At 35.9% G+C, this 22,123-nt stretch carries 16 protein-coding genes, 3 tRNA genes, 1 rRNA gene and 3 pseudogenes; 14 read left to right on the top strand and 9 right to left on the bottom strand.

Going from position 1 to position 22,123, the window contains the following annotated elements; all coding sequences use genetic code 11:
- The first annotated feature begins 42 nt into the window (after positions 1-42).
- Both hypE and hypA read left to right on the top strand, forming a co-directional pair.
- The gene (gene hypE / locus EL158_RS03535) at positions 43-1,017 is read left to right on the top strand and encodes a hydrogenase expression/formation protein HypE (RefSeq protein ID WP_027303947.1); all 975 of its coding nucleotides are present in this window, start codon (positions 43-45) and stop codon (positions 1,015-1,017) included.
- The gene (gene hypA / locus EL158_RS03530) at positions 1,017-1,400 is read left to right on the top strand and encodes a hydrogenase maturation nickel metallochaperone HypA (protein WP_081788090.1); all 384 of its coding nucleotides are present in this window, start codon (positions 1,017-1,019) and stop codon (positions 1,398-1,400) included. The genes hypE and hypA overlap by 1 nt, the downstream gene beginning before the upstream one ends.
- Here the strand turns inward: hypA and EL158_RS03525 are convergent.
- A tRNA-Leu gene (locus EL158_RS03525) sits at positions 1,354-1,440 on the bottom strand. The two genes, hypA and EL158_RS03525, sit on opposite strands and share 47 nt — an antisense overlap.
- A gap of 131 nt (positions 1,441-1,571) precedes the next feature.
- On the opposite strand from EL158_RS03525, the gene flgL reads away from it, so the two are divergent.
- The 6 genes from flgL (at position 1,572) to EL158_RS03495 (ending at position 9,328) form a co-directional block, all read left to right on the top strand.
- Positions 1,572-3,836, top strand: a complete 2,265-nt coding sequence (gene flgL / locus EL158_RS03520) for a flagellar hook-associated protein FlgL (RefSeq protein WP_027303946.1) — start codon at positions 1,572-1,574, stop codon at positions 3,834-3,836.
- A 108-nt stretch (positions 3,837-3,944) separates the two neighbouring features.
- Complete coding sequence (locus EL158_RS03515) at positions 3,945-6,803, top strand: DNA translocase FtsK (RefSeq protein WP_027303945.1); 2,859 nt, start codon at positions 3,945-3,947, stop codon at positions 6,801-6,803.
- A 2-nt stretch (positions 6,804-6,805) separates the two neighbouring features.
- Positions 6,806-7,093: a DNA translocase FtsK gene (locus tag EL158_RS03510; RefSeq protein WP_027303944.1), complete on the top strand. Its 288-nt coding sequence runs from the start codon at positions 6,806-6,808 to the stop codon at positions 7,091-7,093.
- 450 nt (positions 7,094-7,543) lie between these two features.
- Positions 7,544-9,056, top strand: a 16S ribosomal RNA gene (locus tag EL158_RS03505).
- Positions 9,057-9,168: 112 nt separating this feature from the next.
- Positions 9,169-9,244: transfer RNA gene (locus EL158_RS03500), tRNA-Ala, on the top strand.
- Between the two features lie 7 nt (positions 9,245-9,251).
- Positions 9,252-9,328 (top strand) — tRNA-Ile (locus EL158_RS03495).
- Between the two features lie 210 nt (positions 9,329-9,538).
- Here EL158_RS03495 and EL158_RS08735 read toward each other — a convergent pair.
- From EL158_RS08735 to EL158_RS03465, 6 genes and pseudogenes are all read right to left on the bottom strand, one after another.
- Positions 9,539-9,772 (bottom strand): annotated as a pseudogene (locus EL158_RS08735) (YqaA family protein); the annotation flags it as partial.
- Positions 9,773-10,184: 412 nt separating this feature from the next.
- Positions 10,185-10,949: a phosphocholine cytidylyltransferase family protein gene (locus EL158_RS03485; RefSeq protein WP_027304250.1), complete on the bottom strand. Its 765-nt coding sequence runs from the start codon at positions 10,947-10,949 to the stop codon at positions 10,185-10,187.
- Positions 10,946-11,542 (bottom strand): gamma-glutamyl-CDP-amidate hydrolase, encoded by a 597-nt coding sequence (locus tag EL158_RS03480; protein ID WP_027304251.1) that lies wholly within the window; start codon positions 11,540-11,542, stop codon positions 10,946-10,948. Before EL158_RS03480 ends, EL158_RS03485 begins: the two co-directional genes overlap by 4 nt.
- Complete coding sequence (locus EL158_RS03475; protein ID WP_126361498.1) at positions 11,533-13,866, bottom strand: PEP-utilizing enzyme; 2,334 nt, start codon at positions 13,864-13,866, stop codon at positions 11,533-11,535. The genes EL158_RS03480 and EL158_RS03475 overlap by 10 nt, the downstream gene beginning before the upstream one ends.
- Positions 13,867-13,875: 9 nt before the next feature.
- Positions 13,876-14,660 (bottom strand): annotated as a pseudogene (locus EL158_RS03470) (class I SAM-dependent methyltransferase).
- A gap of 17 nt (positions 14,661-14,677) precedes the next feature.
- Positions 14,678-15,471, bottom strand: a pseudogene (locus tag EL158_RS03465) (class I SAM-dependent methyltransferase).
- Between the two features lie 152 nt (positions 15,472-15,623).
- Here EL158_RS03465 and EL158_RS03460 point away from each other — a divergent pair.
- Genes EL158_RS03460 through EL158_RS03450 form a run of 3 tightly spaced genes read left to right on the top strand, consistent with a single transcriptional unit; the run spans position 15,624 to position 18,172 of the window.
- The gene (locus tag EL158_RS03460) at positions 15,624-16,754 is read left to right on the top strand and encodes a class I SAM-dependent methyltransferase (protein WP_126361495.1); all 1,131 of its coding nucleotides are present in this window, start codon (positions 15,624-15,626) and stop codon (positions 16,752-16,754) included.
- A gap of 9 nt (positions 16,755-16,763) precedes the next feature.
- Positions 16,764-17,444 (top strand): dUTPase, encoded by a 681-nt coding sequence (gene dut, locus EL158_RS03455; protein ID WP_027304257.1) that lies wholly within the window; start codon positions 16,764-16,766, stop codon positions 17,442-17,444.
- Positions 17,444-18,172, top strand: coding sequence for an EI24 domain-containing protein (locus EL158_RS03450; RefSeq protein ID WP_027304258.1), 729 nt, complete (start codon positions 17,444-17,446; stop codon positions 18,170-18,172). Before dut ends, EL158_RS03450 begins: the two co-directional genes overlap by 1 nt.
- On the opposite strand, the gene tilS is transcribed toward EL158_RS03450, so the two are convergent.
- On the bottom strand, positions 18,127-19,095 hold the full coding sequence (gene tilS, locus EL158_RS03445) for a tRNA lysidine(34) synthetase TilS (RefSeq protein WP_027304259.1): 969 nt from the start codon (positions 19,093-19,095) through the stop codon (positions 18,127-18,129). The genes EL158_RS03450 and tilS overlap by 46 nt on opposite strands.
- Complete coding sequence (gene rimO / locus EL158_RS03440; RefSeq protein WP_027304260.1) at positions 19,088-20,398, bottom strand: 30S ribosomal protein S12 methylthiotransferase RimO; 1,311 nt, start codon at positions 20,396-20,398, stop codon at positions 19,088-19,090. Before rimO ends, tilS begins: the two co-directional genes overlap by 8 nt.
- A gap of 83 nt (positions 20,399-20,481) precedes the next feature.
- On the opposite strand from rimO, the gene EL158_RS08730 reads away from it, so the two are divergent.
- The 3 genes from EL158_RS08730 to EL158_RS08845 all read left to right on the top strand — a co-directional run bounded on the left by EL158_RS08730 (position 20,482) and on the right by EL158_RS08845 (position 22,009).
- Positions 20,482-20,649 carry a hypothetical protein gene (locus EL158_RS08730; RefSeq protein ID WP_225532220.1) on the top strand — a complete coding sequence of 56 codons (168 nt, stop codon included), beginning with the start codon at positions 20,482-20,484 and terminating at the stop codon, positions 20,647-20,649.
- 297 nt (positions 20,650-20,946) lie between these two features.
- Positions 20,947-21,810, top strand: coding sequence for an FAD-binding oxidoreductase (locus EL158_RS08725; RefSeq protein WP_027304261.1), 864 nt, complete (start codon positions 20,947-20,949; stop codon positions 21,808-21,810).
- On the top strand, positions 21,758-22,009 hold the full coding sequence (locus tag EL158_RS08845; RefSeq protein WP_269470925.1) for an FAD-linked oxidase C-terminal domain-containing protein: 252 nt from the start codon (positions 21,758-21,760) through the stop codon (positions 22,007-22,009). The genes EL158_RS08725 and EL158_RS08845 overlap by 53 nt, the downstream gene beginning before the upstream one ends.
- Positions 22,010-22,123: the final 114 nt, after the last annotated feature.

Genomic DNA, 22,123 nt, shown 5'->3' with positions numbered 1-22,123 from the left:
TATTTAATGTTAAAATAGCATAAAAATTTAAAAGGGTTAAAAATGAAACAAATCACACTAGCACACGGAGGCGGTGGCGAAGAAATGAACGAATTTTTGAAAGGCATTTTTAAGCTTTTTGACAACGATATTTTAAATGAGGCAAATGACGCCGCCATTTTAGATGATATGGCTTTAAGCACGGATTCTTTTGTGCTAAGTCCTATTTTTTTAGATGAGGAAGTTAATATAGGCAAACTTTGCGTGTGTGGCTCAATCAATGACATTTTGATGGTGGGTGCGAAACCCTTATTTTTAAGTCTTGCTTTGATTTTAGAAGAAGGATTTGCTTTTGAAAAATTAGAAAAAATTTTAAAAAGTATTAAAAGTGAGTGCGATAATATAGGCGTTAAGCTTGTTTGTGGGGATACTAAGGTCGTGCCTAAGGGAAAAGGCGATGAAATTTATATCAATACAACAGCCCTAGGGCAAATCATAAAACCCTGCCAAACAAGGAATTTAAAAGCAGGTTTAAGCGTGTTAATAAGTGGAGATATAGGCAGACACGGCGCTAGTGTGCTTATAAAAAGAAATGCGCTTGAAGCGGACATTAAAAGCGATTGTAAGTGCGTAAAAGATGAAGTTTTAGAGCTTTTGGAGGCAAATTTAAGTATAGTGGCAATGCGTGATGCTACGCGTGGGGGCTTATCGGCTGTTTTAAATGAGTGGGCGAGTTTTTGCAAAAAAGATATTTTAATTTATGAAGAAAAAATAGCCGTTAAAAATGAAGTTTTAGGACTTTGCGAGCTATTTGGCTATGAGCCTTATGAACTTGCCAATGAAGGCACTTTTGTGCTTTGCATAGAGCAAAAAGACGCGCAAAAAGCCTTAGAAATCTTGCAAAAATATAACAAAAATGCGAACATTATAGGAGAAATTTTATCAAGCGAAAAAGCAAGGGTGATTTTACAAAATAGCTATGGCGCCAAACGCTTTTTAGAAAGCCCTAAGGGCGAGCTTTTACCTAGGATATGCTAATGCACGAATTAAGTATAGTAGAATCCCTAATCACACTTTGCGAGGAAAATGCCATCACTCAAAACGCCAAAGAAATTAACGAAATTTATGTTAAAATCGGTCGTTTAAGCGGGGTGGAAATCTCGCTTTTTAAGCGTTGCTTTGAAACTTTTAAAGAAAATTCTATACTCTGTCAAAAAGCTAGGCTTTTTGTAGAGGTGGCGGAGCTTGAAATTTTATGTCTTTCTTGTGGGGAAAAAAGTATCTTAGAAGAAAATGTTTTTAAATGTCCTAAGTGTCAAAGCGTGGATTTAAAGGTTTTAGACGGCGATGAGATGGTTTTAATGCGACTTGTGATGGTGCCCAAGGTCGGACTCGAACCGACACAAGGTTGCCCTTACTAGATTTTGAGTCTAGCGCGTCTACCAATTTCACCACTTGGGCATATTAAGAGCGTAATTATACTTTTTTAAGTTTATAAATTCTTTAAAAGGAATTTTAAATTTAGGAACGCTTTTTGCTTGTAATGTCGTAGCAGTATTTGAAAAGATTAAATTCATCATTAAGGAAAGACAATGAGAGTTACAAATAAACTTAATTTTACAAACTCCATTCAAAATACGATGAGCGGTGCTTCTGCTTTAAATAAGCTTAGTATGCAACTTAGCTCAGGTATGAAAATACAAGATTCTTACGAAGATGCTAGCATTTACATCGATAATACGCGCCTTGAGTATGAGCTAAAAACTTTGGAGCAGATTAAAGAGGCGACAAGTTCAGCTAAAGAAATGACCTCAAATAGTATGAAAGCCTTGCAGGATATGGTGAAATTGCTAGAAAATTTCAAGGTTAAAGTAACTCAAGCTGCAAGTGATAGTAATTCTCAAACCTCTCGTGAAGCCATAGCTAAAGAGCTAGAAAAGATAAAAGAGCAAATCGTCCAGCTTGCAAATACGAGCATTAATGGGCAATACCTTTTCGCAGGAGCCCAACTCAATCACAAGCCTTTTGACTCTAAGGGCAATTATTTTGGCGATAAAAATAATGTCAATGTCGTAACGGGTGCGGGGACGGAAAGTCCTTATAATATCCCGGGCTTTGATTTATTTTTCAAAGCCGATGGAGATTATCAAAAGCAAATTACGACCAATGAGAGCTTTACGGATAATAGACACGATTTGATTAAAGATCCTAGCAAAAAGCAGTATTTAAAGGGAGATAATTTATGGCAGGATTTAATCGGGCTTGGCTATGTGAAAGATAAAAAGTTAGAAATTGATAAAGATTTCGAGCAAGATGACACTAGGCTTAAATTTCCACCAACTACGCTTTATGTGCAAGGAGTAAAGCCTGATGGACAGAGCTTTAAATCTGCTGTTTTGGTTAATCCTACGGATAAAATGGAAGATGTGCTTGAAAAAATAGGCAATTTATATGGTAACACCTCTACCGAAAAAGTAGTCGATGTAACGATTAACGATAGCGGTCAAATTCAAATAAGAGATTTAAAAGAGGGCAATAATAAGCTTGATTTTCACGCAGTGGCTTACACTCCGCAGTTTAGTGATAAGACGCAAATGAAAGATATAGAAACGGAAATGGCGGCGGCTCAACCTCCTTTAGATAAAGATGCCTTAACAAATTTAGTAATGGAAGAAGCCCTAAAGCGTAATCCACCTCCAGGAAATAATCCTATCACGGATTTAAATTCGCCTGTAACCGTAACGATTAACAATAAGCAATTTACCATAGACCTACACCAAACAAATTTTATTAATTCCAAACTAACGGACACACAAGGAAATGCGACAAATGGAGCGGACTATGATAATACCTTTTTTGAAAAGCACGGAAATTCTGTTATAGGTAATGTTTCTCAAGTCATACAAGGCACAAATGCCTACGCCACCGATGATACAAAGCTAAGTGAGGTAATGTCGGGTAATGCTATGGACTCCACTTTAAATTTAACCGTCAATTCAAAGGGTGGAAATACCTATAATGTAACGGTTGATTTGCAAAACTCAACCGTGAGTTTTCCAGATCCTGCCAATCCGGGTCAAACTATCACCTTTCCTATCACGCATACAAATCCTACCACAGGAAATAATGGTGTCGTAACTCCGCCAAATGAGATAACTTATAGACAGCTTAACGACATCATAGGAATGTTTGCAAGTGATCAAGTGCCAACGCAAACCATCACACCAAATAATGGGCAAATTAATGCAAATCAATACGACACCCTACAAAAACTTATGAGCGATTCAAAATCGACCGTAAATGTTACGATGGATTATCGTGGGCGTATTAGCGTTACAGATAAGCTTTCAACAGGCACGAATATAGGAGTTTCTCTAAGCGACTCACAAAGCGGACAATTTCCACCGCCTCCTTACAATCATACGGCAAATTCTCAACCGGGACCGGATTTTTCCTTTAATGCGAACAATTCTTTAGTGATTGATGAGCCAAATGTTGATGTGATTAAGGATTTAGATTTGATGATAGAGGCGGTTTTAAGTGGAAATATGAGAGCTAATGCAGACGGAGATAATCCTAGAAATACAGGAATGCAAGGTGCGCTTGAGAGGCTTGATCATTTAAGCGATCACATCAATAAACTTAACACCACTATGGGTGCGTATCATAATAATATAGATAATGTTAATACACGCGTAACATTTTTAGGAGTGAATGTGCAAACACTTAAAACAAAAGTTAATGACGCAGATTATGCTGAAACTTTAATGAATTTAATGCAAACCCAACTTGCCTATCAAGCCTCGATGAAAGCGACCACGACCATATCACAACTAAGCTTGTTAAACTATATGTAAAGCTTTAATGCTATAATAGCTTCTTTTATAAAATTTTAAGGATTTAACATCAAAAAAGAAGCTATTTTTATCCTTTCATCTTTAATTATTTTTTATCTTTGTCTTTGTATGTTAGCACCTCAAATGGGTGTATGGCTTTATGAGTTCAATTTCTTTTTATTTGGGGAATTTGGAATTTATTATCCTTTTGCCCTTTTTGTTTTAAATTATTTATATTTTAAAAAATCTTACAAAATAGAGCTTTTTAAACGCACGGAGCTTTTTGGCATAAGCTTTGCCTTTTTTGCCACTTTGCTTTTATTTGCTGTGTTTGATAAGCATAATGGCTATATTTTAGAGCTTTTATATGCTTTATTTTCTACGCTTTTTGGGCATATAGGAAGTGGGATAGTGGCACTTTTATTTTTACTTCTTTCTATTTGCCTACTTTTTCCAAATTTCATCAAAGAAGTGTTTAAAATAGAAATTAAATGGGAGCGTTTAGCTAAATTTGAAAGCAGTTTCAAAAATATCTTAATGAAAATTTTTGGCGGGGAAAGCGAAAAAGAAGAGCTTGCAGAAAGAAAAACAAAGAGTAAAGAAGAAAACACCCCGTCATCAAAAATGCAAAATTTAAAACCTGCAATAGAAGAAGAGATAAAAACAAATAATCTTAAAGCAAGTAGTAATGCAAAAGCCGATTTTGCCAAGCTTAAAACGCAAATTTTAGACGAAAAAATAGAAATTGAAAATCTCAATCCCCAAAGTTTTCTTTATGAAAATTCTAAGGAATTACGCTCTTTCGCACAAAAAGCAAGCAAAAGTGTAATGGGGCTAGATGAGGAATTTAACTTTATACCACAAGAGGAGATGGAAGTGATACCAGAGCGTTTTTTAAAGCCTAAGAAGCCAGAGGATATTCAACAAATTGACATTAAGGACAATTTAGACGAGCCAAGCTACAAAAGAAAAAATATAGCAATTACTTCTCCAAAAAATGAAACCAAGCCTAAAATTTTCACTAAAGAGCTAGAAACTAGAGAAAATTTAATGCAAAAAGCAAGACTTGAAAAAGAATATAAAGAAAATCAAAATGAAATTTTAGAAAAAAAAGTGCAAGAGCAAATTCAAAGACTTGAAAACGAAGAATTGAAAAATCTTAGCCCACTTCCTACAAATAGCAAATATAGCTTCAATGAAGAAACAACTTCTTTAAGAAAAACGCCAGAAATTCAAAGCACTCCTCTAGCAAATTCACAACCGCAAATAAGCAATGACGATTTTGAAATCATAGAATTAAAAGAAAATTTAGGGCAAGATGTAGAATTTGTCGTCGAAGAGCTTGAAAGCCCGATAATGCCACCAAAGCCTTCCGTCATTAAACTTGAAGATGTTGAGGAAAAAAATGAAAAACTTTATCTTAACGATGAGGCAAAAAAACCTTTAAAAGAAGATTTTAAAATCGTATCAGAAGAGAATTTGCCACAAAAAAGAAGCGTTTTAGCTAAAGAAATAGCTATAAATCAAGCTCTTTTAGCCGAGATAGAACAGGGGAATTTTGAAAATCCAAAGGATTTCATTTTACCTCCTCTTGATTTTCTTGCAAATCCTGATGAAAAAAAGCGAGAAATTGACGAAAGCGAGATTGATAAAAAAATTTATGATCTGCTTGAGAAATTACGCCGCTTTAAAATAGGAGGCGATGTGATTAGCACCTATACAGGACCTGTGGTAACGACCTTTGAATTTCGCCCTAGTGCTGATGTAAAAGTAAGCCGAATTTTAAATTTACAAGATGATTTAGCAATGGCTTTGAGGGCACGCTCTATCCGTATCCAAGCACCTATTCCTGGTAAAGATGTAGTCGGCATTGAAGTGCCAAATGAAGAAACGCAGACCATTTATTTAAGAGAAATTTTAGAAAGTGAAGTTTTTCGTAACTCAAAAAGCCCACTTACCATAGCACTCGGCAAGGATATAGTGGGAAATGCCTTTGTAACCGACCTTAAAAAACTTCCCCACCTTCTCATTGCAGGGACAACAGGAAGTGGAAAAAGCGTGGGGATAAATGCTATGCTTTTAAGCTTGTTATACCGAAATAGTCCTAAAACTTTGCGTTTGATGATGATAGACCCAAAAATGCTTGAATTTAGCATTTATAATGATATCCCTCATCTTTTAACGCCTGTTATTACCGACCCAAAAAAAGCTGTCAATGCCCTTTCTAATATGGTCGCAGAGATGGAGCGTAGATACCGCCTAATGGCTGAAGCAAAAACCAAAAATATAGAAAATTACAATGAAAAAGTAAGACTAAGCGGTGAAGCGGAGGAACTGCCTTTTATCGTTGTGATTATTGATGAATTGGCTGATTTGATGATGACGGCAGGTAAAGATGTGGAATTTTACATCGGGCGTTTAGCACAAATGGCAAGAGCAAGTGGGATCCATCTCATCGTGGCGACTCAACGCCCTTCCGTTGATGTAGTTACAGGACTCATCAAAGCAAATTTACCAAGCCGAATTTCTTACAAGGTAGGGCAAAAAATCGATTCAAAAGTCATACTTGATGCTATGGGTGCTGAAAGTTTATTAGGGCGTGGAGACTGCCTTTTTACTCCTCCTGGAACGAGTAATATCGTGCGTTTGCACGCACCTTTTGCTAGCGAATTTGAAATTGAAAAAATTGTGGATTTTCTAAAAGAACAACAAGTTGCAGAATATGATGATAGCTTTTTAAAAGATGAGCGAAGTAGTGGAGTAACAATAAGTGGCGAAATGGAAGGCGGACAAGATGAGCTTTTTGAGGAGGCGAAAAGAGTGATTTTAGAAGATGGCAAAACGAGCATCTCTTATGTGCAACGCCGTCTTAAAATAGGCTATAATAGAGCCGCCAATATCATAGAACAATTGAGCCAAATGGGAATTTTAAGTGAGCCTGATTCCAAAGGACAAAGAGAAATTTTACATTCTAACGCAAAGGATTAAAAATGCAGGAAAAAATTATGGTAGTCGATCCAAATCAACTAAGCGATGTAGAGGTAGCAGACATTTTAAAAAATGCGTCAAGCGTTAAAAATACTAGTTTTAGAGGAAATTTAGATGAACTTTTAGATGAGGCTAAAATGGCTATTTTAAAGGGTGGCAAAACTAATGCTCTATATTTACAAAGTGAACTTAAAATCGGTTTCAATAGAGCTGAAATTATCATAGAGCAATTAAGTCAAATAGGCTTTTTAAGCGAACCTGACTCTAATGGAGTGAGAAAAATTTTATAAAATTTAGCGATAAACTCACAAACTCCACTCATCATCAATGCCTTCGAACAATGATTCAACTTCTTCAGATCAAACCCAAGCATCAAAAATCTCTCCTAGATCAAAGCCTTAATCCATCCATAAACTTATTTTTATGCTTTATTTAATCCCATTTTAAGCTTTCTTTACTATAATTTCATTTCTTTTTGTTTTTAACTCAGCTTTAAGCCTCATTAAAAACCTAAAAAGTCTTGTTCTTTAACATCGATATTGTTATTCAAATCTTATAGTCAATCTTTGAAATCTAAATAAGTGACGATTGAGCCACACTTTATAAATAAAGTGAAATAAACATTAAAAGTTTTAGATTAAAACTTCATAGCACTAAAGATATTAAGGAAACTTATATAGATTGCTTTTAGCAATCTTATCTTTAGTATTACTTCTTATTAGGTTTAGCCTAATAAAACAACTATGGAGAGTTTGATCCTGGCTCAGAGTGAACGCTGGCGGCGTGCCTAATACATGCAAGTCGAACGATGAAGCTTTTAGCTTGCTAGAAGTGGATTAGTGGCGCACGGGTGAGTAAGGTATAGTTAATCTGCCCTACACTGGGGGACAACACTTAGAAATGAGTGCTAATACCCCATACTCCTACCTAACATAAGTTAGATAGGGAAAGTTTTTCGGTGTAGGATGAGACTATATAGTATCAGCTAGTTGGTAAGGTAAAGGCTTACCAAGGCTATGACGCTTAACTGGTCTGAGAGGATGATCAGTCACACTGGAACTGAGACACGGTCCAGACTCCTACGGGAGGCAGCAGTAGGGAATATTGCGCAATGGGGGAAACCCTGACGCAGCAACGCCGCGTGGAGGATGACACTTTTCGGAGCGTAAACTCCTTTTCTTTGGGAAGAATTTTGACGGTACCAAAGGAATAAGCACCGGCTAACTCCGTGCCAGCAGCCGCGGTAATACGGAGGGTGCAAGCGTTACTCGGAATCACTGGGCGTAAAGGGCGCGTAGGCGGATTATCAAGTCTCTTGTGAAATCTAATGGCTTAACCATTAAACTGCTTGGGAAACTGATAGTCTAGAGTGAGGGAGAGGCAGATGGAATTGGTGGTGTAGGGGTAAAATCCGTAGATATCACCAAGAATACCCATTGCGAAGGCGATCTGCTGGAACTCAACTGACGCTAAGGCGCGAAAGCGTGGGGAGCAAACAGGATTAGATACCCTGGTAGTCCACGCCCTAAACGATGTATGCTAGTTGTTGGGGTGCTAGTCATCTCAGTAATGCAGCTAACGCATTAAGCATACCGCCTGGGGAGTACGGTCGCAAGATTAAAACTCAAAGGAATAGACGGGGACCCGCACAAGCGGTGGAGCATGTGGTTTAATTCGAAGCTACGCGAAGAACCTTACCTAGGCTTGATATCCAACAAATTCTGTAGAGATACGGAAGTGCTAGCTTGCTAGAATGTTGAGACAGGTGCTGCACGGCTGTCGTCAGCTCGTGTCGTGAGATGTTGGGTTAAGTCCCGCAACGAGCGCAACCCTCGTCCTTAGTTGCTAACGATTCGGTCGAGCACTCTAAGGAGACTGCCTTCGTAAGGAGGAGGAAGGTGGGGACGACGTCAAGTCATCATGGCCCTTACGCCTAGGGCGACACACGTGCTACAATGGCATATACAATGAGACGCAATACCGCGAGGTGGAGCAAATCTATAAAATATGTCCCAGTTCGGATTGTTCTCTGCAACTCGAGAGCATGAAGCCGGAATCGCTAGTAATCGCAAATCAGCCATGTTGCGGTGAATACGTTCCCGGGTCTTGTACTCACCGCCCGTCACACCATGGGAGTTGATTTCACTCGAAGTGGAAATACTAAACTAGTTATCCCCCACAGTGGAATCAGCGACTGGGGTGAAGTCGTAACAAGGTAACCGTAGGAGAACCTGCGGTTGGATCACCTCCTTTCTAGAGTACAACTTTATCCTTTCATTAGGATAGAGTATAAAAGTAGCTTTCTCACAAAGCTAACTTATTCAATTGTCCTTGTTTAGATTTTAAAGATTGATAAGCTAATTTTGGGGAATTAGCTCAGCTGGGAGAGCGCCTGCTTTGCACGCAGGAGGTCAGCGGTTCGATCCCGCTATTCTCCACCATTATAAAGGGCCTATAGCTCAGCTGGTTAGAGTGCACCCCTGATAAGGGTGAGGTCACAAGTTCAAGTCTTGTTAGGCCCACCATGAGGTTTGGATAAAGATGTTAAGAATTTAAGATTAACTGCTTTATGAAAAACAAACTAAAACATATATTTTAAAGTTATAATGTTTTTATGACAATTTTTAATCTTTTTCTTTGTTTTATTATTTCTAATTTGCTTTATACTTTATTTTTTTCTATCAGTGTTTTTTATAAATTTGAGATAAATGTAAGCCTTTGAGAGCTTTCATCATTTAAGAGCTAAGGGAAATTAAGAAAAAATAACGACTCAATTTACCCAAAGCGATAAAAAAGGCTGTTTTTATAAGAGGATATTTAGCAAAGCCAAGTCCTAAAGCAAAAAGATCTCCTACTAAGGGTAAAAAACTTAAAAAAGCAAAAAGCCATCCTAATTTATAAAAATTTAGGGTGTAGTTTTCTAGTTTTTTTAAAGATGAGGCAAAGTATTTTTGTAGGATTTTTTCTTTGCTGAAAGATTAAATAAATTTTTCACTCTCCACAACAATCTCTATATCTTCTTAATTAAAATATAAATTTTCCTTATATTAATATCAACAAGTCGAAATAAAATGGAACACATTATGGCTTGTAAAAATAGTAACTTTTGACTTTGTAAATGAAGGTTCCATTTTGAAAATGACAACACAAGATCAAGTTAAAAAAACAAAGCTTATTTATAGAATAGAGACGAATATTTTAAGTTTTCCAAAATTTACAGCAATAGATTTAATCTTTTCTTTACGATTTGTTATCACGATTCCAAACATTTTAGAAAATTTGAAATGAAACAAATCATAAGAGCTTTAAAAAATGAGATAAGAAAAGATTATACAGAATAAAATGACATTAATTTTATTGAAATTAAATTTAGCAATTTAATTATAGGGTTACAAATTCTATCTCCAAATCTTTCTTAAAATCAATTTCACACCACCCTCCATTAATCTCCACCGCCAAAGCATTATCAAATTTATCGATTAAAGCTTGTAAAAAACTCGTCATATACATATTTTCAAAGTCTTTACCATCATAAAAAACCGCCCTATCTAAACCATCATAAAAGGCTAAAAGCTGGGGTAAAAAATGATGAGAAATTTTAAAAAGCCCTATATATTGTGCTTCAATCTCATCATAACTTGAAGGCTTTTTTCCAAGCTCTTTGATCTTACCATCTCTTATTTTAAGCGTTTCGGCATCTTCTAGAGGATTTTCAAAACGCTTTTCCCAAAGCTTTCGCCAAGCCTTATCCACAACTATGGCTAATTCCGCCTTAGTTTCCATTAGCTTCGCAACGCTTTCTTTAAAATAGACTATATCCGCGTAAGAGATGATTAAATCCTGCTTCTCATCAATACACTTTTGCATAAAATCTCTCGCACAAAAAAGCGTCATAAGCATATTTGTTTTATCATAATTTTTATTTTCATAAAAAGTATTAACGCTAAGATTAGCCACAAATTCCCTTAAAATAGGTGCTAAATATCCACCAATCACAGCGATCTCACTCACTCCAGCCTCTTTAAGTGCTGTAATTTCATATTCTATCAAAGTTTTGCCCTGATATTTCACCATAGTTTTAGGCACAAATTCAGTCAGGGGCATAAGCCTTGAGCCAAAGCCAGCTGCCAAAATTAACGCTTTCATTTCACTCCTTTAAGCCATTTTTTAAAAATAGCATTTTCATTTAAGCCCTTTTCACGCTCAATGTGCCACATAATACCATAAATATGCTTCTTCTTATGCCTAAAAGCCTCTATGCTTTGGTCTTTTGTAAAGGCTAAAGCTTTTAAATTTTCTCCCAAATTCTCAATGCAAAAATTATGAAAAGAATTGACCTCAAATTCGCCTTTTTTAGTTGTGATTTGATGTGTGCCGATGTGATTTTGACAGGGTTTTAAGGTAGAATTAAAATGCTGTGCTATCATTTGCGCTCCCCTACAAATGCCTAAAAGCGGCAAGTTTTTTTTAAAACAATAAGAAATAATTTTCGCCTCATACACATCTCTTTTTAAAGAAAGCTCGTTTGGATTAAGCGAGTTTAAATCATTCCCTCCGCTTAAAATCACGCCTTTTAAATGTGGGGCATAAAGTTTAAAATCGACCTCATAGCTTAAAGGTAGAGGTAAAAAAGAGCTTAAATTTTTTCTAAAGAATTCGCCCCACTCAAGCGCTAAAGCCTCTCTTAATTCATAATAGCTTTCATTTAAAAGCAGTCTTTGTGAAATTCCTATAAACAAAAGATTTGCTCACTTTCACACTCTATCTTAAGACGGCTTGCTTTAAGATATTTTTCAAATTCAACCTCACCCACACCGATAACAGCAGGAAGTCCAAGCTCTGAAGCACGTATAGCCATATGTGAATTTGCTCCACCATAGCAAGTGATAAAACCTGCGATTTTTTTAGCAAAAAGATAATCATATCCCGGATCCGCCGCATAAATAAGCACGATTTTACCCTCCAAATCCTCCTCATTTTCCTTAGCTGTATTTGCCACAACGCTTTTTTGCGTAATGAAATTAGGGCAAAGTTTTGCCGCAAAAAAGGAAAAAATTTGCTCCGCATCGCTTAAAAGAGACGGAAGCTTGATGCTTTTGGTTAATTCATATTCTTTTTTATTATGCTCAATCTCTCTTATAAATTGCTCTCTTGGGCTTTGAGAATAAAGGCTTGAGTAAAGATTTAGCACGGCTGATACATCAAGATGTGCCATATCTTCTTTATCTATACCATAATACTCCCCAAGCTCCCCTATAAAAACAATGGCTTGGGAAAGAAGTTTGGTAAAGTCAAATTTAACCATTTCACGCCCCTCAATCGCCTCTTTTAAAAAGCTAAAAAACTCATCCGTCCCAACACTTAATCCGTGCTCATTTAAAAGACTTTCAAATTTAGCCTTTTTGCTTGCACTTAGGCTAAATTTTTTCTCTTTTGTTTTCGTTTTATTTTCGTTTTGTTTCAGTTCAAAATAAGCATTAAAATTCTCATCATAACGCGGAGAAAGTATATTGTAAGTGCCAGCCCTTAAATGTCCAAATTTCTTTAAAAATGCTGGTTTTGTTTTAGAATTTAAACTCTCACTTTCTAAGCTTAAGGTTTTGCTTATAGTTTGAAGAGAATTAAGAAAATCCGCCCTTTCCTTTTGTGTAAAAAAGCCTATCTCTACTAAAGAATTAAGCATTTGCATCGCGACAAATCCAGCCCTAGCCACCCCTGCAAAAGGCAAAGTGCCATAACGCTTACATTCTTCTAAAAGCCAGTAAATTTTATCAAGTAAAGAAAGCTTCGAGTTTGTAAGTTTTGCATAAATATCATTAAGTTTTTTAGCTTTTTGTATGTCTTTTAAATAAAGTCCTTTTGGATTGATAATATTATTTGTCAGCTCTAAAAGAGAAAATTCAAGGCGTTTAAGTTCATTTTCATTAAATCCGTGTTTTAAGAGCTTTTTAAGCTTATGTGGGGTGTTAAAATCATAGCAGGAAAAAACGATGTTAAATTCTATCTTATCGTGTAAATCGTGATTTAAATCAAGCTCATTAAGATAATAGTTAATAAGCTTATTTGCCAATTTTTCATTTAAGCTTTTTGGCACAAAAGAATTGAAAGAAAGCCTCACATCGACATAAGGAATTCCTAAAAATGAGTGGATAAGCGGGTGAGAGCGCAAATCCTTATAGCCATAATTATCTCTTTGATACGCCCAAATATTATCCGTAATAATTTGCTTATAAAGACTAAAAGCAAGGCGTTTTGGACGCAGTCCTATAATTTCAGCAGGATTCCAATCGGGCATCACGCCAAAAATAGCCTTTTCTCCCAAAATTCTAGGGCGAGGCTCTTGTAAAGATAAAAAGCGTTTGTAAAATCTCTCTAAAGCTTCTTTAGGTAAAGAGTGAAATAAATTAAGCTTTCCCTCCATCACCAAAGGTCTTACTTGTAGGCAAAAAAGCTCCCTTTTGCCCTTATAATTTGCAAAAGCAAATTCAATGTCTAAAAATTGACACGCAAAAAGTGCTTCAAGCTCCTTAATGAGGCTAATAGCCCTTTTAGTTTCCTCGTCTTTAAATTTCAAAGATTCTCGGTAGTGAAAATAAGTCAGGGCATTTTGTGCGCTGCCGTCTGTTATAGAGGAGTTTGAGCCACTTTTGTCATATTGTAAGCAAAAATAAGGCGAAAAATTATCCTTATCTACGCTAAAACCAACACCGCAAAGTTCTATATTTTCAAGGCAGGGTTGGATTAAAATTTCATCTTTTTTGGAGGGCATTGAATGCCCCACATTAAAAAGAGCGTTTAAAAGTTCCTTTTCGTTATGTGCGTGGATATTTGCAAGGCTTAAAAAAGCCCCGGCATTTGAATTTTTCGTGCTATCCTCCGCCCTAGAAGAAGAGCGAACGATGAGTTTGGTGGCTTTTAAATTTCTTATTGCTTGAAGGATTTTTGGCGTATCCTTTTCTAAATCTTCCAAAGTCGTTAGCACCATAGGTAAAATTTTAGCAGATTTTAATCTCCCCTCCAAAGAAGCTAAATTTCTAGCCTTAGTTTGAAATTTCAAAGCCATTTTTATCCTTTAAATTTTCTTAGCACTCCAGCAACGAGTGGTGTATTTAATGTCAAATTCTTGTGGCAAACGCTCACGAATTTTAGAAGCAATTTTTTCAAAAAGCTCTACACCTTCGGCTTGTTCTAAATCCCAGTAAGGATTTTTCACGCTTTTCCAAGCATTGATGTAGTTTTCTATACTTTGGTGGAAATAAAAATCCTCTTCCAAATAAATGATATTATCAAACAAATCCTTACGACTCTCAATGATAGGGCGTTGATCTTCTCTTCTCGTGCCTCTTGTATAATTTGGCACAAATTCCATTATGGTGTCTTCAGCGATCTTTTGCATAGGATCGTTTAAATCCCTATGATTCCACATACAAGAAAAATAACCGCCCTTTTTAAGCAAACGATGTGCCTCTTCTAAAGCCTCATTTCTATCCATTACATTAAAACTTGAGCCAAAGGTTACCCAGTCAAAATCATCGCTTTTAAGTGTAGAGTCTATGCCTGTGGCACGCACCCATTTGATATTTTGCCCCTGAGTTCTTTCTATGCCTATCTCTCTCATCGCGTCATTTGGCTCGACTGAAACGACCTCACACCCTCTTTCAAGTAACATAATGCTTAAATTTCCTGTCCCAGCACCAATATCAGCGACCTTTAAGCTAGAGTTGCCGGGGACACCCCCCCCCCCCCGTGTGCTAGACAAACAAGCATATCAATGCTCTTTGGCGCATAATTTGGGCGATAAGAATAAAACTTCGCGTGTTTAGTATAATCCCATACTTGCTCAACTAATTTTTCCATAATTTTCTCCTCTAATCTTAAACTTTTTTAGCAGTCCAAGCTCTTATTTTATAAGGTATCTCTATGCTTTCAAGCTTTGAAATTTTATGACTTATCATCTCTAAAATTTCTTGCCATCTGGAAGCACCCGCTTGGGCTTGTATATCATTTACCGAGTGCCACGCACCAAGGTAGCGTTCTTTGCTCCAAGTTTCCGTATAGTCGCACTCCATAAAAAAGCAGTCCTTAAAATCCCCTGTTGAAACGAGGATTTCTTCCCATTTTTTCACATTTTGAGTGCCAGAACTCACACGAGTAAGCTCTGGAACAATATGCTTAATCTCCTTTTCAATCTCATCAAAAAGCGATCCCTCTGCTATATGGCGTGGATTCCAAATGGCGGTAAAATAACCTGCGCCGGGGACACCCCCCCCCCCCCGTGTAAAACACGCGCAAATTCAGGTAAAGATTTATTAGGATCAGTCCAGTGAAAAGAACTTGCCATAATCACCCAATCAGCCACGCCACTTTCTACGCCCGTTTCTTCGCCACTACCCTTTTTCCAAGAGATATTAGAACAATTTTGCGTGAATTTAATGCCCTCTTCACGCATATTATCATTAGGCTCCACAGCAGTGATGTTAAGCTTAAAAATCTCAGCTAACATTTTAGTTAGCTTACCTGTGCCAGCACCTACTTCTACGACATTTAAATCCTCTAAAGGCTTATTAGTATCATTAATACACTTTATCAATTTTTCAAGCAAAAATGCACTATAAGCAGGTCTGTTAATATAATGCTTCGCAACCTCGGTAAAATCGCCTTGTTTCATCACTTATCCTTATAAATAAAATAAAAACGAGATTATACAAAAAAAAAAAAAAATAAACTCTTAACTTCGCAATTGTAAAAGATTAATATTAATCAATCGTTAAAAACAAAAGCTTAAATTTACGCCATTATAATAACTTAAGGAAAGCGTTTATGGATTATATTTTAAGAAAAGAAAGTGCCATAACAGGCGAGAAAAATTGCGAAGTGCTTGCAAGCTATGATTTCCCACTTTTTTGTGGCTGCACGAACGAAAAAGAGGAGGAGGACATTATCGCGCGTTGTGAATTTGGAATTTTTGAAAGTGGAAGCATAGAGCTTTTAAAGCTTATCCCTCTTGATTTACTTTATCAAAACGGACACGGAGCTGGTGCAGTTGGAGCGTTATGGCAAAAACATCACGAAGAATTTGCAAATTTTCTTATGAGCTTTAAGCCTAAATCCGTGCTTGAAATAGGCGGAGGACACGGCAAACTTGCAAAAGAGTGCCTAAAGCTTGATGAGGGCTTAAAATATACCATCATAGAACCAAATTCAAGCGCTAAAGATGAAAGGATTAATTATATCGATGGTTTTTTTGAAAAGAAGGCTTTGGAGGGTAAAAAATTTGACCTTATAGCGCACTCTCATACTTTTGAACACATTTATGAGCCAAACAAATTCCTAAACGAGTGTGCTCAAATGCTGGGGGGGGGGGGGGGGGTAATGGTCTTTAGTCTCCCCAATATGCAAAAATGGCTAGAAAATAAATTTGTTAATTGCCTTTGCTTTGAACATACGCTTTTTTTAAGCGAAAAAATTTTGGAATTTTTAAGTGCTAAAAATGGCTTTAAAATCCTTAAAAAGCATTATTTTGGGGAGCATAGCATTTTTTATGCGCTTAAAATTGACAAAAATATAAAAACTGACAAGGTGATTTTAGAAAACGAATTTTCTAAAAATAAGGCGTTATTTGAAGATATGATGAGCTTTTATAAAGAAAAAATTGATACTTTAAACAAACTTCTTAATGAAAGCACAAAAGAAATTTATCTTTTTGGAGCGCATCTTTTTTCACAATTTTTGCTTTATAATGGGCTTTGTAGTGCTAAAATAAAGGGGATTTTAGATAATGACCCTGCCAAGTGGGGCAAAAGACTTTATGGAACTCAATTTAAAGTTTTCTCGCCTGAAATTTTAAAAGATAAAAGCGATGTTTTGCTTATATTAAATGCGGGGATTTATAATGATGAGATTAAAAAGGGGATTTTAAATTTAAATGAAAAAATTGAAATTATCACTTAAGGATAGATGATGAAAAATACCGATTTACTAGAAAATATGCTTAAACTTCAACAAAAATTAAACGACGAAACAAACGGAAAAGGCTGGGAAAATGGCTATACTAAAGAGGGTAAGCTCATAAGTTGGAGGCGGTGCATTTATATGGAGTGTGCCGAGCTAATCGACTCTTTTGCGTGGAAGCATTGGAAAAGCATTAAAAATCCAACAAATTGGGATAATGTCCGCATAGAACTTGTGGATATTTGGCATTTTATCCTAAGTCTTTTGCTTGAAGAAAAGGGCAAAAAGGAGCTTTCCTTCATCGCTATGGAACTTAGCTCTGTAAGTGCTTTTAAGGATTTCATAAAAGAAAAGGGAACGCCGAGTGATGAGGATATGTATGCAATTATTAGTGATATTGAGCTAATTATCCATAAATGTAGCGGCTTTGGCTTTGATATAGGTGAGCTTTTATCGGCATTTTTTATCCTTTGTGCTAAGTGTGGGCTAAATTTAGAAAATCTTTATAAAATCTACATTGGAAAAAATGTCCTAAACGCTTTTAGACAAGCACACGGCTACAAAGAGGGACTTTATAAAAAACTATGGAACGATAAAGAAGATAATGAAATTTTAAACGAAATTTTAAACCAAACCTTAAGCTATGAAGCCATTTACAAAGAGCTTAAAAAGCGTTATGAGGCACTTTAATGAATATTTTTTGGCTAAGTTTTAAAGACTATACGCGTTTTGAATTTTTTAAATACGCCCTACTCTCCACTTTGATAGGCTTTTCTTTTATGATGATTGTGGGTTATTATTCTTTTACGAGTATAAAGGCTTACCTTGACGCATTTTTTACTCCAGAAAGTGAGGGCTTTTTTGCTTGGCTTTATTCTTTTGCTTTTGTGAGTTTTATCATCAATAGTTTCAATTTTTTAATTGTGGGTTTTTTTGTGATTTTTACTTCTAGTGCTATTTCGCTTTTTATCCTTTCTTTTTTTACACCCAAAATTGCTGCTAAAATCAACGCTAAATATTATCACCACGAGCCTAAAGAGAAGATGGGAGATGTGGCTTTATTGCTAGAATTGTTTAAAATTTTATTGAAATTTATCCCACTTTTTTTCTTGGCTTTAATTTTATTTTTTATCCCTTTTGTGAATTTAGTAGCCTTTTTTCTAGCCTTTTATTATCTTTTTCATAATGCCCTTATTTTAGAGGTTTTAAGTGCCGTTTTAGATAAAAAGAAATTCAAAGAGCAAAAATTCACGCCTTTTGAATTTAAATTTCACACGCTCATTTTTTACCTTTTGGCTTCTTTTCCTCTTGCTGGGCTTGTTTTGCAGTTGTTTTTCGTGATTTTTTTAATCCACCTAAGCTATCAAAAAATTTATTTTTTAAGTCCAAAGCTTGATAATTTTTCAAGTTCTACTTGATGGTTAAAACAAAAAGCGCGTAAAAGCTTGGGAATTTGCAGCTTTCTACATCTTTCCTTAAAGCTTTTAGGTAGCTTCTCGCAAGACTCATAATGAAACACAAAAGCCCTATTTTCCATATATACTACACCAACTCTCGCACTTATCACACAATCTCCCCTAAGACTTTCTCTTCTTTGTTTTTCACTCATCACAATGCCTAGTTTTTTACACGCCTTAGCGATCAAACTTGCATTTTTAGCACAGATTAAAATCCCCTCAAACTCTTCAATTTCTCCTAAAATCTTTAAATCTTCCCTTAAAAAACTAAAGCTTTTTTGCACACCCTTGCTAAAATGTCTCAAAAATTCATCACTAAAATGCTCTCTTATGAAATTTCTTTTAAATTTTAAGTCTTTATTGCTCTCATCATCAAAATATTTGAGTTTATTTTCTCTTAAAAAGGCTAAAATTTGCTCCTTAGTTACATTTAGCAAGGGTCTTATAAGTGTGTAGTTTTCCCTCTTTTCAAAAGCACTCATACCTAAAAGCTCCATTGCTCCAGCACCCTTACTAAGCTGCATTAAAAACCACTCAAACAAGTCATTAAGCTGATGTGCTAAGATCAAATTTTCATAACCTTCTTCAATGCAAATTTTTTCAAAAAAAGCATAACGAAAATCCCTAGCATTTTTTTCAAAATTTCCTTTAAATCGAGGTGCTGTTTGTATGAAAATTTGTTTATGAAATCGTTTTGCTAAAAGGCGTGCCTCTTCTTCCTCCAAATCGCTATTTTGCCTAGTCTTATAATTAATCAAAGCCATATCAAAAATGATATTTTCACGCTCAAGCAAATAAAATAAAGCCGTGCTATCACTACCATAACTAAAAGCAAGTAAATTTTTACGCTCTCTTAAATGCTCCAAAAAGCTTAATTTAGGCAAGTTTTAAAGCCTTAGCTATGAGTTTTACATCAAGTGCTTGTGTAATCTCACATTCATAAATTTGACCTCTTTCCAAAATACCACATTGGCTTTCATTAATAAGAATTTCGCCATCAATCTCCCTATCCCAACGCAAATCTTTCCCAGCGATAAAAAATTCCCCCTCACTACTTTCACCCTCACAAACGATTAAGCGTTTTTGACCGACTTCTTTTTTAAAGCTTTTTTCAAGGCTTTTTGCGACAATTTTTTCTAAAATTTTAAGACGGGCATTGATGACTTTTTTAGGCACTTGTTCCATTTCAAAGGCTAGAGTATCTTCTTCTTTAGAATAGCCAAATACGCTAATTCTATCAAAGTCAAAGCCCTCCACAAATTCACAAAGCTCCCTAAAATCCTCTTCACTCTCCCCCGGATGCCCCACGATAAAACCTGTGCGTAAAAAGCTATCCTTAGCCCCCCTCATCATCTTTAAAAGCTTTAAAATTTGCTCCTTTTTACTGCCTCTTTTCATCACTTTTAGCATTTTGTCGCTAATGTGTTGCAAAGGCATATCAAAATAATTCACAAAGACCTTAGAAGCGATGATCTTACGCACCACTTCTTCGCTTAAGGTGCTAGGGTAAAGGTATAAAATGCGCGCTGCTCTTATGCCCTTTAATTTTTCTACTTCCTCAATTAAACGCAAAAGCCCGTCTTTTTGTCCCTTATCAAAAAGATAAGACGAGCTATCCTGCGCGATGAAAGAAAAGTCCTTATAGCCCCTAGATATAAGGCTTTCAAGCTCTTTTATGATACTTGAAATTTCACGCGATTTGAGGCGTCCCTTAAAATGCGGTATAGCACAAAAGGCACAGCTTTGATTACAACCCTCGCTAATCTTTATAAAAGCGTGTGAATTTGAGCCTGTAATAACTCTTTTAACCCCCTCTTCTTGCAAATAAGTCGAGTTTGAAAATAAATTTTGTTTTTTTAAAATGAGCGTATCGATCTTTTCAAAATCGCCAACCCCTGTAAATAAATCTACCTCAGGCAAAGCCTTCATAAGCTCTTCTTTGTAGCGTTGCATCAAACAGCCCGTAACGACAAGCAAGGAATTTTTCTTACGCTCTTTATGCAAATTCAAAATCGCTTCTATGCTCTCTTTTTTTGCACTTTCTATAAAACCGCAAGTATTGACAATCAAAACATCAGCTCTTTTAGGCTCATCACACAAAGTATAATTTTCAAGGCGTCCTAGCATAATTTCACTATCGACTAAATTTTTATTACACCCTAGTGAGTGAAGATATAAATTTGGCATTTTTTTCCTTATAAAATAAATCTTAATTAATCTTTATATTATAGCTAAAAAGTACAATTCATTAAACGATTGAAAGGAAATTTATGCTAAAGCTTTTCAAAAAACGATGCCAAGAATTTTTACAAGATAGACTTTATGACTCTTATCTTTACCGCTTTGCTTACGGGCTTGATGCCTCTTGCTACCGCTATATCTCTAAGCTTGTTTTAAAGCCTAAAAACGAAGAAGAAGTGCAAAAAATCATCGTTTAAGCGACAAATTAAACATCCCCCTAACCTTTAAAGGCAGCGGAACAAGCCTTTGCGGACAGGCTTTAAGTGATAGTGTTTAGTGCTTTGTGTGGATAATTTTAAAGAAATTAAAGCAAGCGGACATTTCATTTGATGTGAGTGTGGAGTTAAGCAAAATAGCTATCAAACCATAAAATCTGTGCGTATTATCTTAAATGACGGCTTTATCCTTGACACGAGCAAAGAAGAAAGCCTAAAAGAATTTCAAAGCTCACGCAAAAGTCTTAAAATGGGCTTTTAGCTTTAAGAGAAGAGCTTATGCAAGATCCTTTTTTGCTTAAAGAAATTAAGCGTAAATTTGCCATTAAAAATACCACAGGCTATGGGCTAAATTCTTTGTGTGATTTTAGTGATTTAATAGACATTTTAAATCATATTTTCATAGGGGCTGAGGGGACTTTGGGCTTTGTAAGTAGGGTGGAGTATGAAACTTGCGAGGATTATGCTTTTAAGGCTACTAGTTTGCTTTTTTATGAAAATTTAAATCTAGCTTCTAAGGCTGTTAAAATTCTCTCTTATTACGAGGATAAAGTCTTTGATGTGGAGCTTATGGACTGGGCTTGTTTGGATCTTACAAAAGGACTTTGCGATATGCCAAGCTCTTTAAAAAGTCCAAATTGCGCTCTTTTAATTGAACTTCAAAGTGATAATGAGCAAGAACTTTTAAATAATATCGTTTTCATTAAAAATGCCCTAAAAGACGCTCCTTGCCTTTTTGAACCTAAATTTAGCCTTGATAGCACTATCCAAGCAAAGTGGTGGAAAATTCGTAAAGGCTTACTCCCTATCTCTGCGTCTAAACGCCCTAAAGGTAGCGTTATCATCACTGAAGATGTGTGTTTTGAGATGGATTATTTTGCAAAGGGTATAGAAAATATCTCCACACTTTTTGCAAAACACGGCTTTGAGAGCATTATTTTTGGACACGCTTTAAGTGGAAATGTGCATTTTATCATCACGCCTCTTTTAGATGATAAAAAACAAAGGCTAAGTTTTGAAAAATTTATGCAAGATTTAGTCGATCTTGTCATCTCTCTTAAAGGAAGTATTAAGGCAGAGCACAGCTATGATGGCAGCTTTTGTCGAGCAAGAGTGGGGAGAGAAAGCTTACAAATTTCATAGAAAAATTAAAGCTCTTTTTGACCCTAAAGGCTTAATTAATCCGGGCGTTATTATCAACGATGATAAAGAAATTCACAGCAAAAATTTAACCCTAACTCCACGCCAAAGAATCGCCGTGCATAGAGAAATTAAACGCCTAAAAGCAAAAAAGAGGAATTTGAGCTTAGCGAACTTCAAAAAGGCTATGAATATGGCGTAGTAAAAACCTGTGCTAGTTACTCAATGTGTGCTTCTTTTTGCCCTTTAGAAATCGATAGTGCGAAAATCGCCACCGCTTATAATAATCAAAATGCTAAAGGGCTTTTCATAGCAA

It is taken from the genome of Campylobacter upsaliensis, assembly GCF_900637395.1.
Lineage (GTDB): Bacteria > Campylobacterota > Campylobacteria > Campylobacterales > Campylobacteraceae > Campylobacter_D > Campylobacter_D upsaliensis.
The sequence above is the reverse complement of the archived record's forward strand: the minus strand, read 5'-3'. Positions and strand labels throughout refer to the sequence as shown.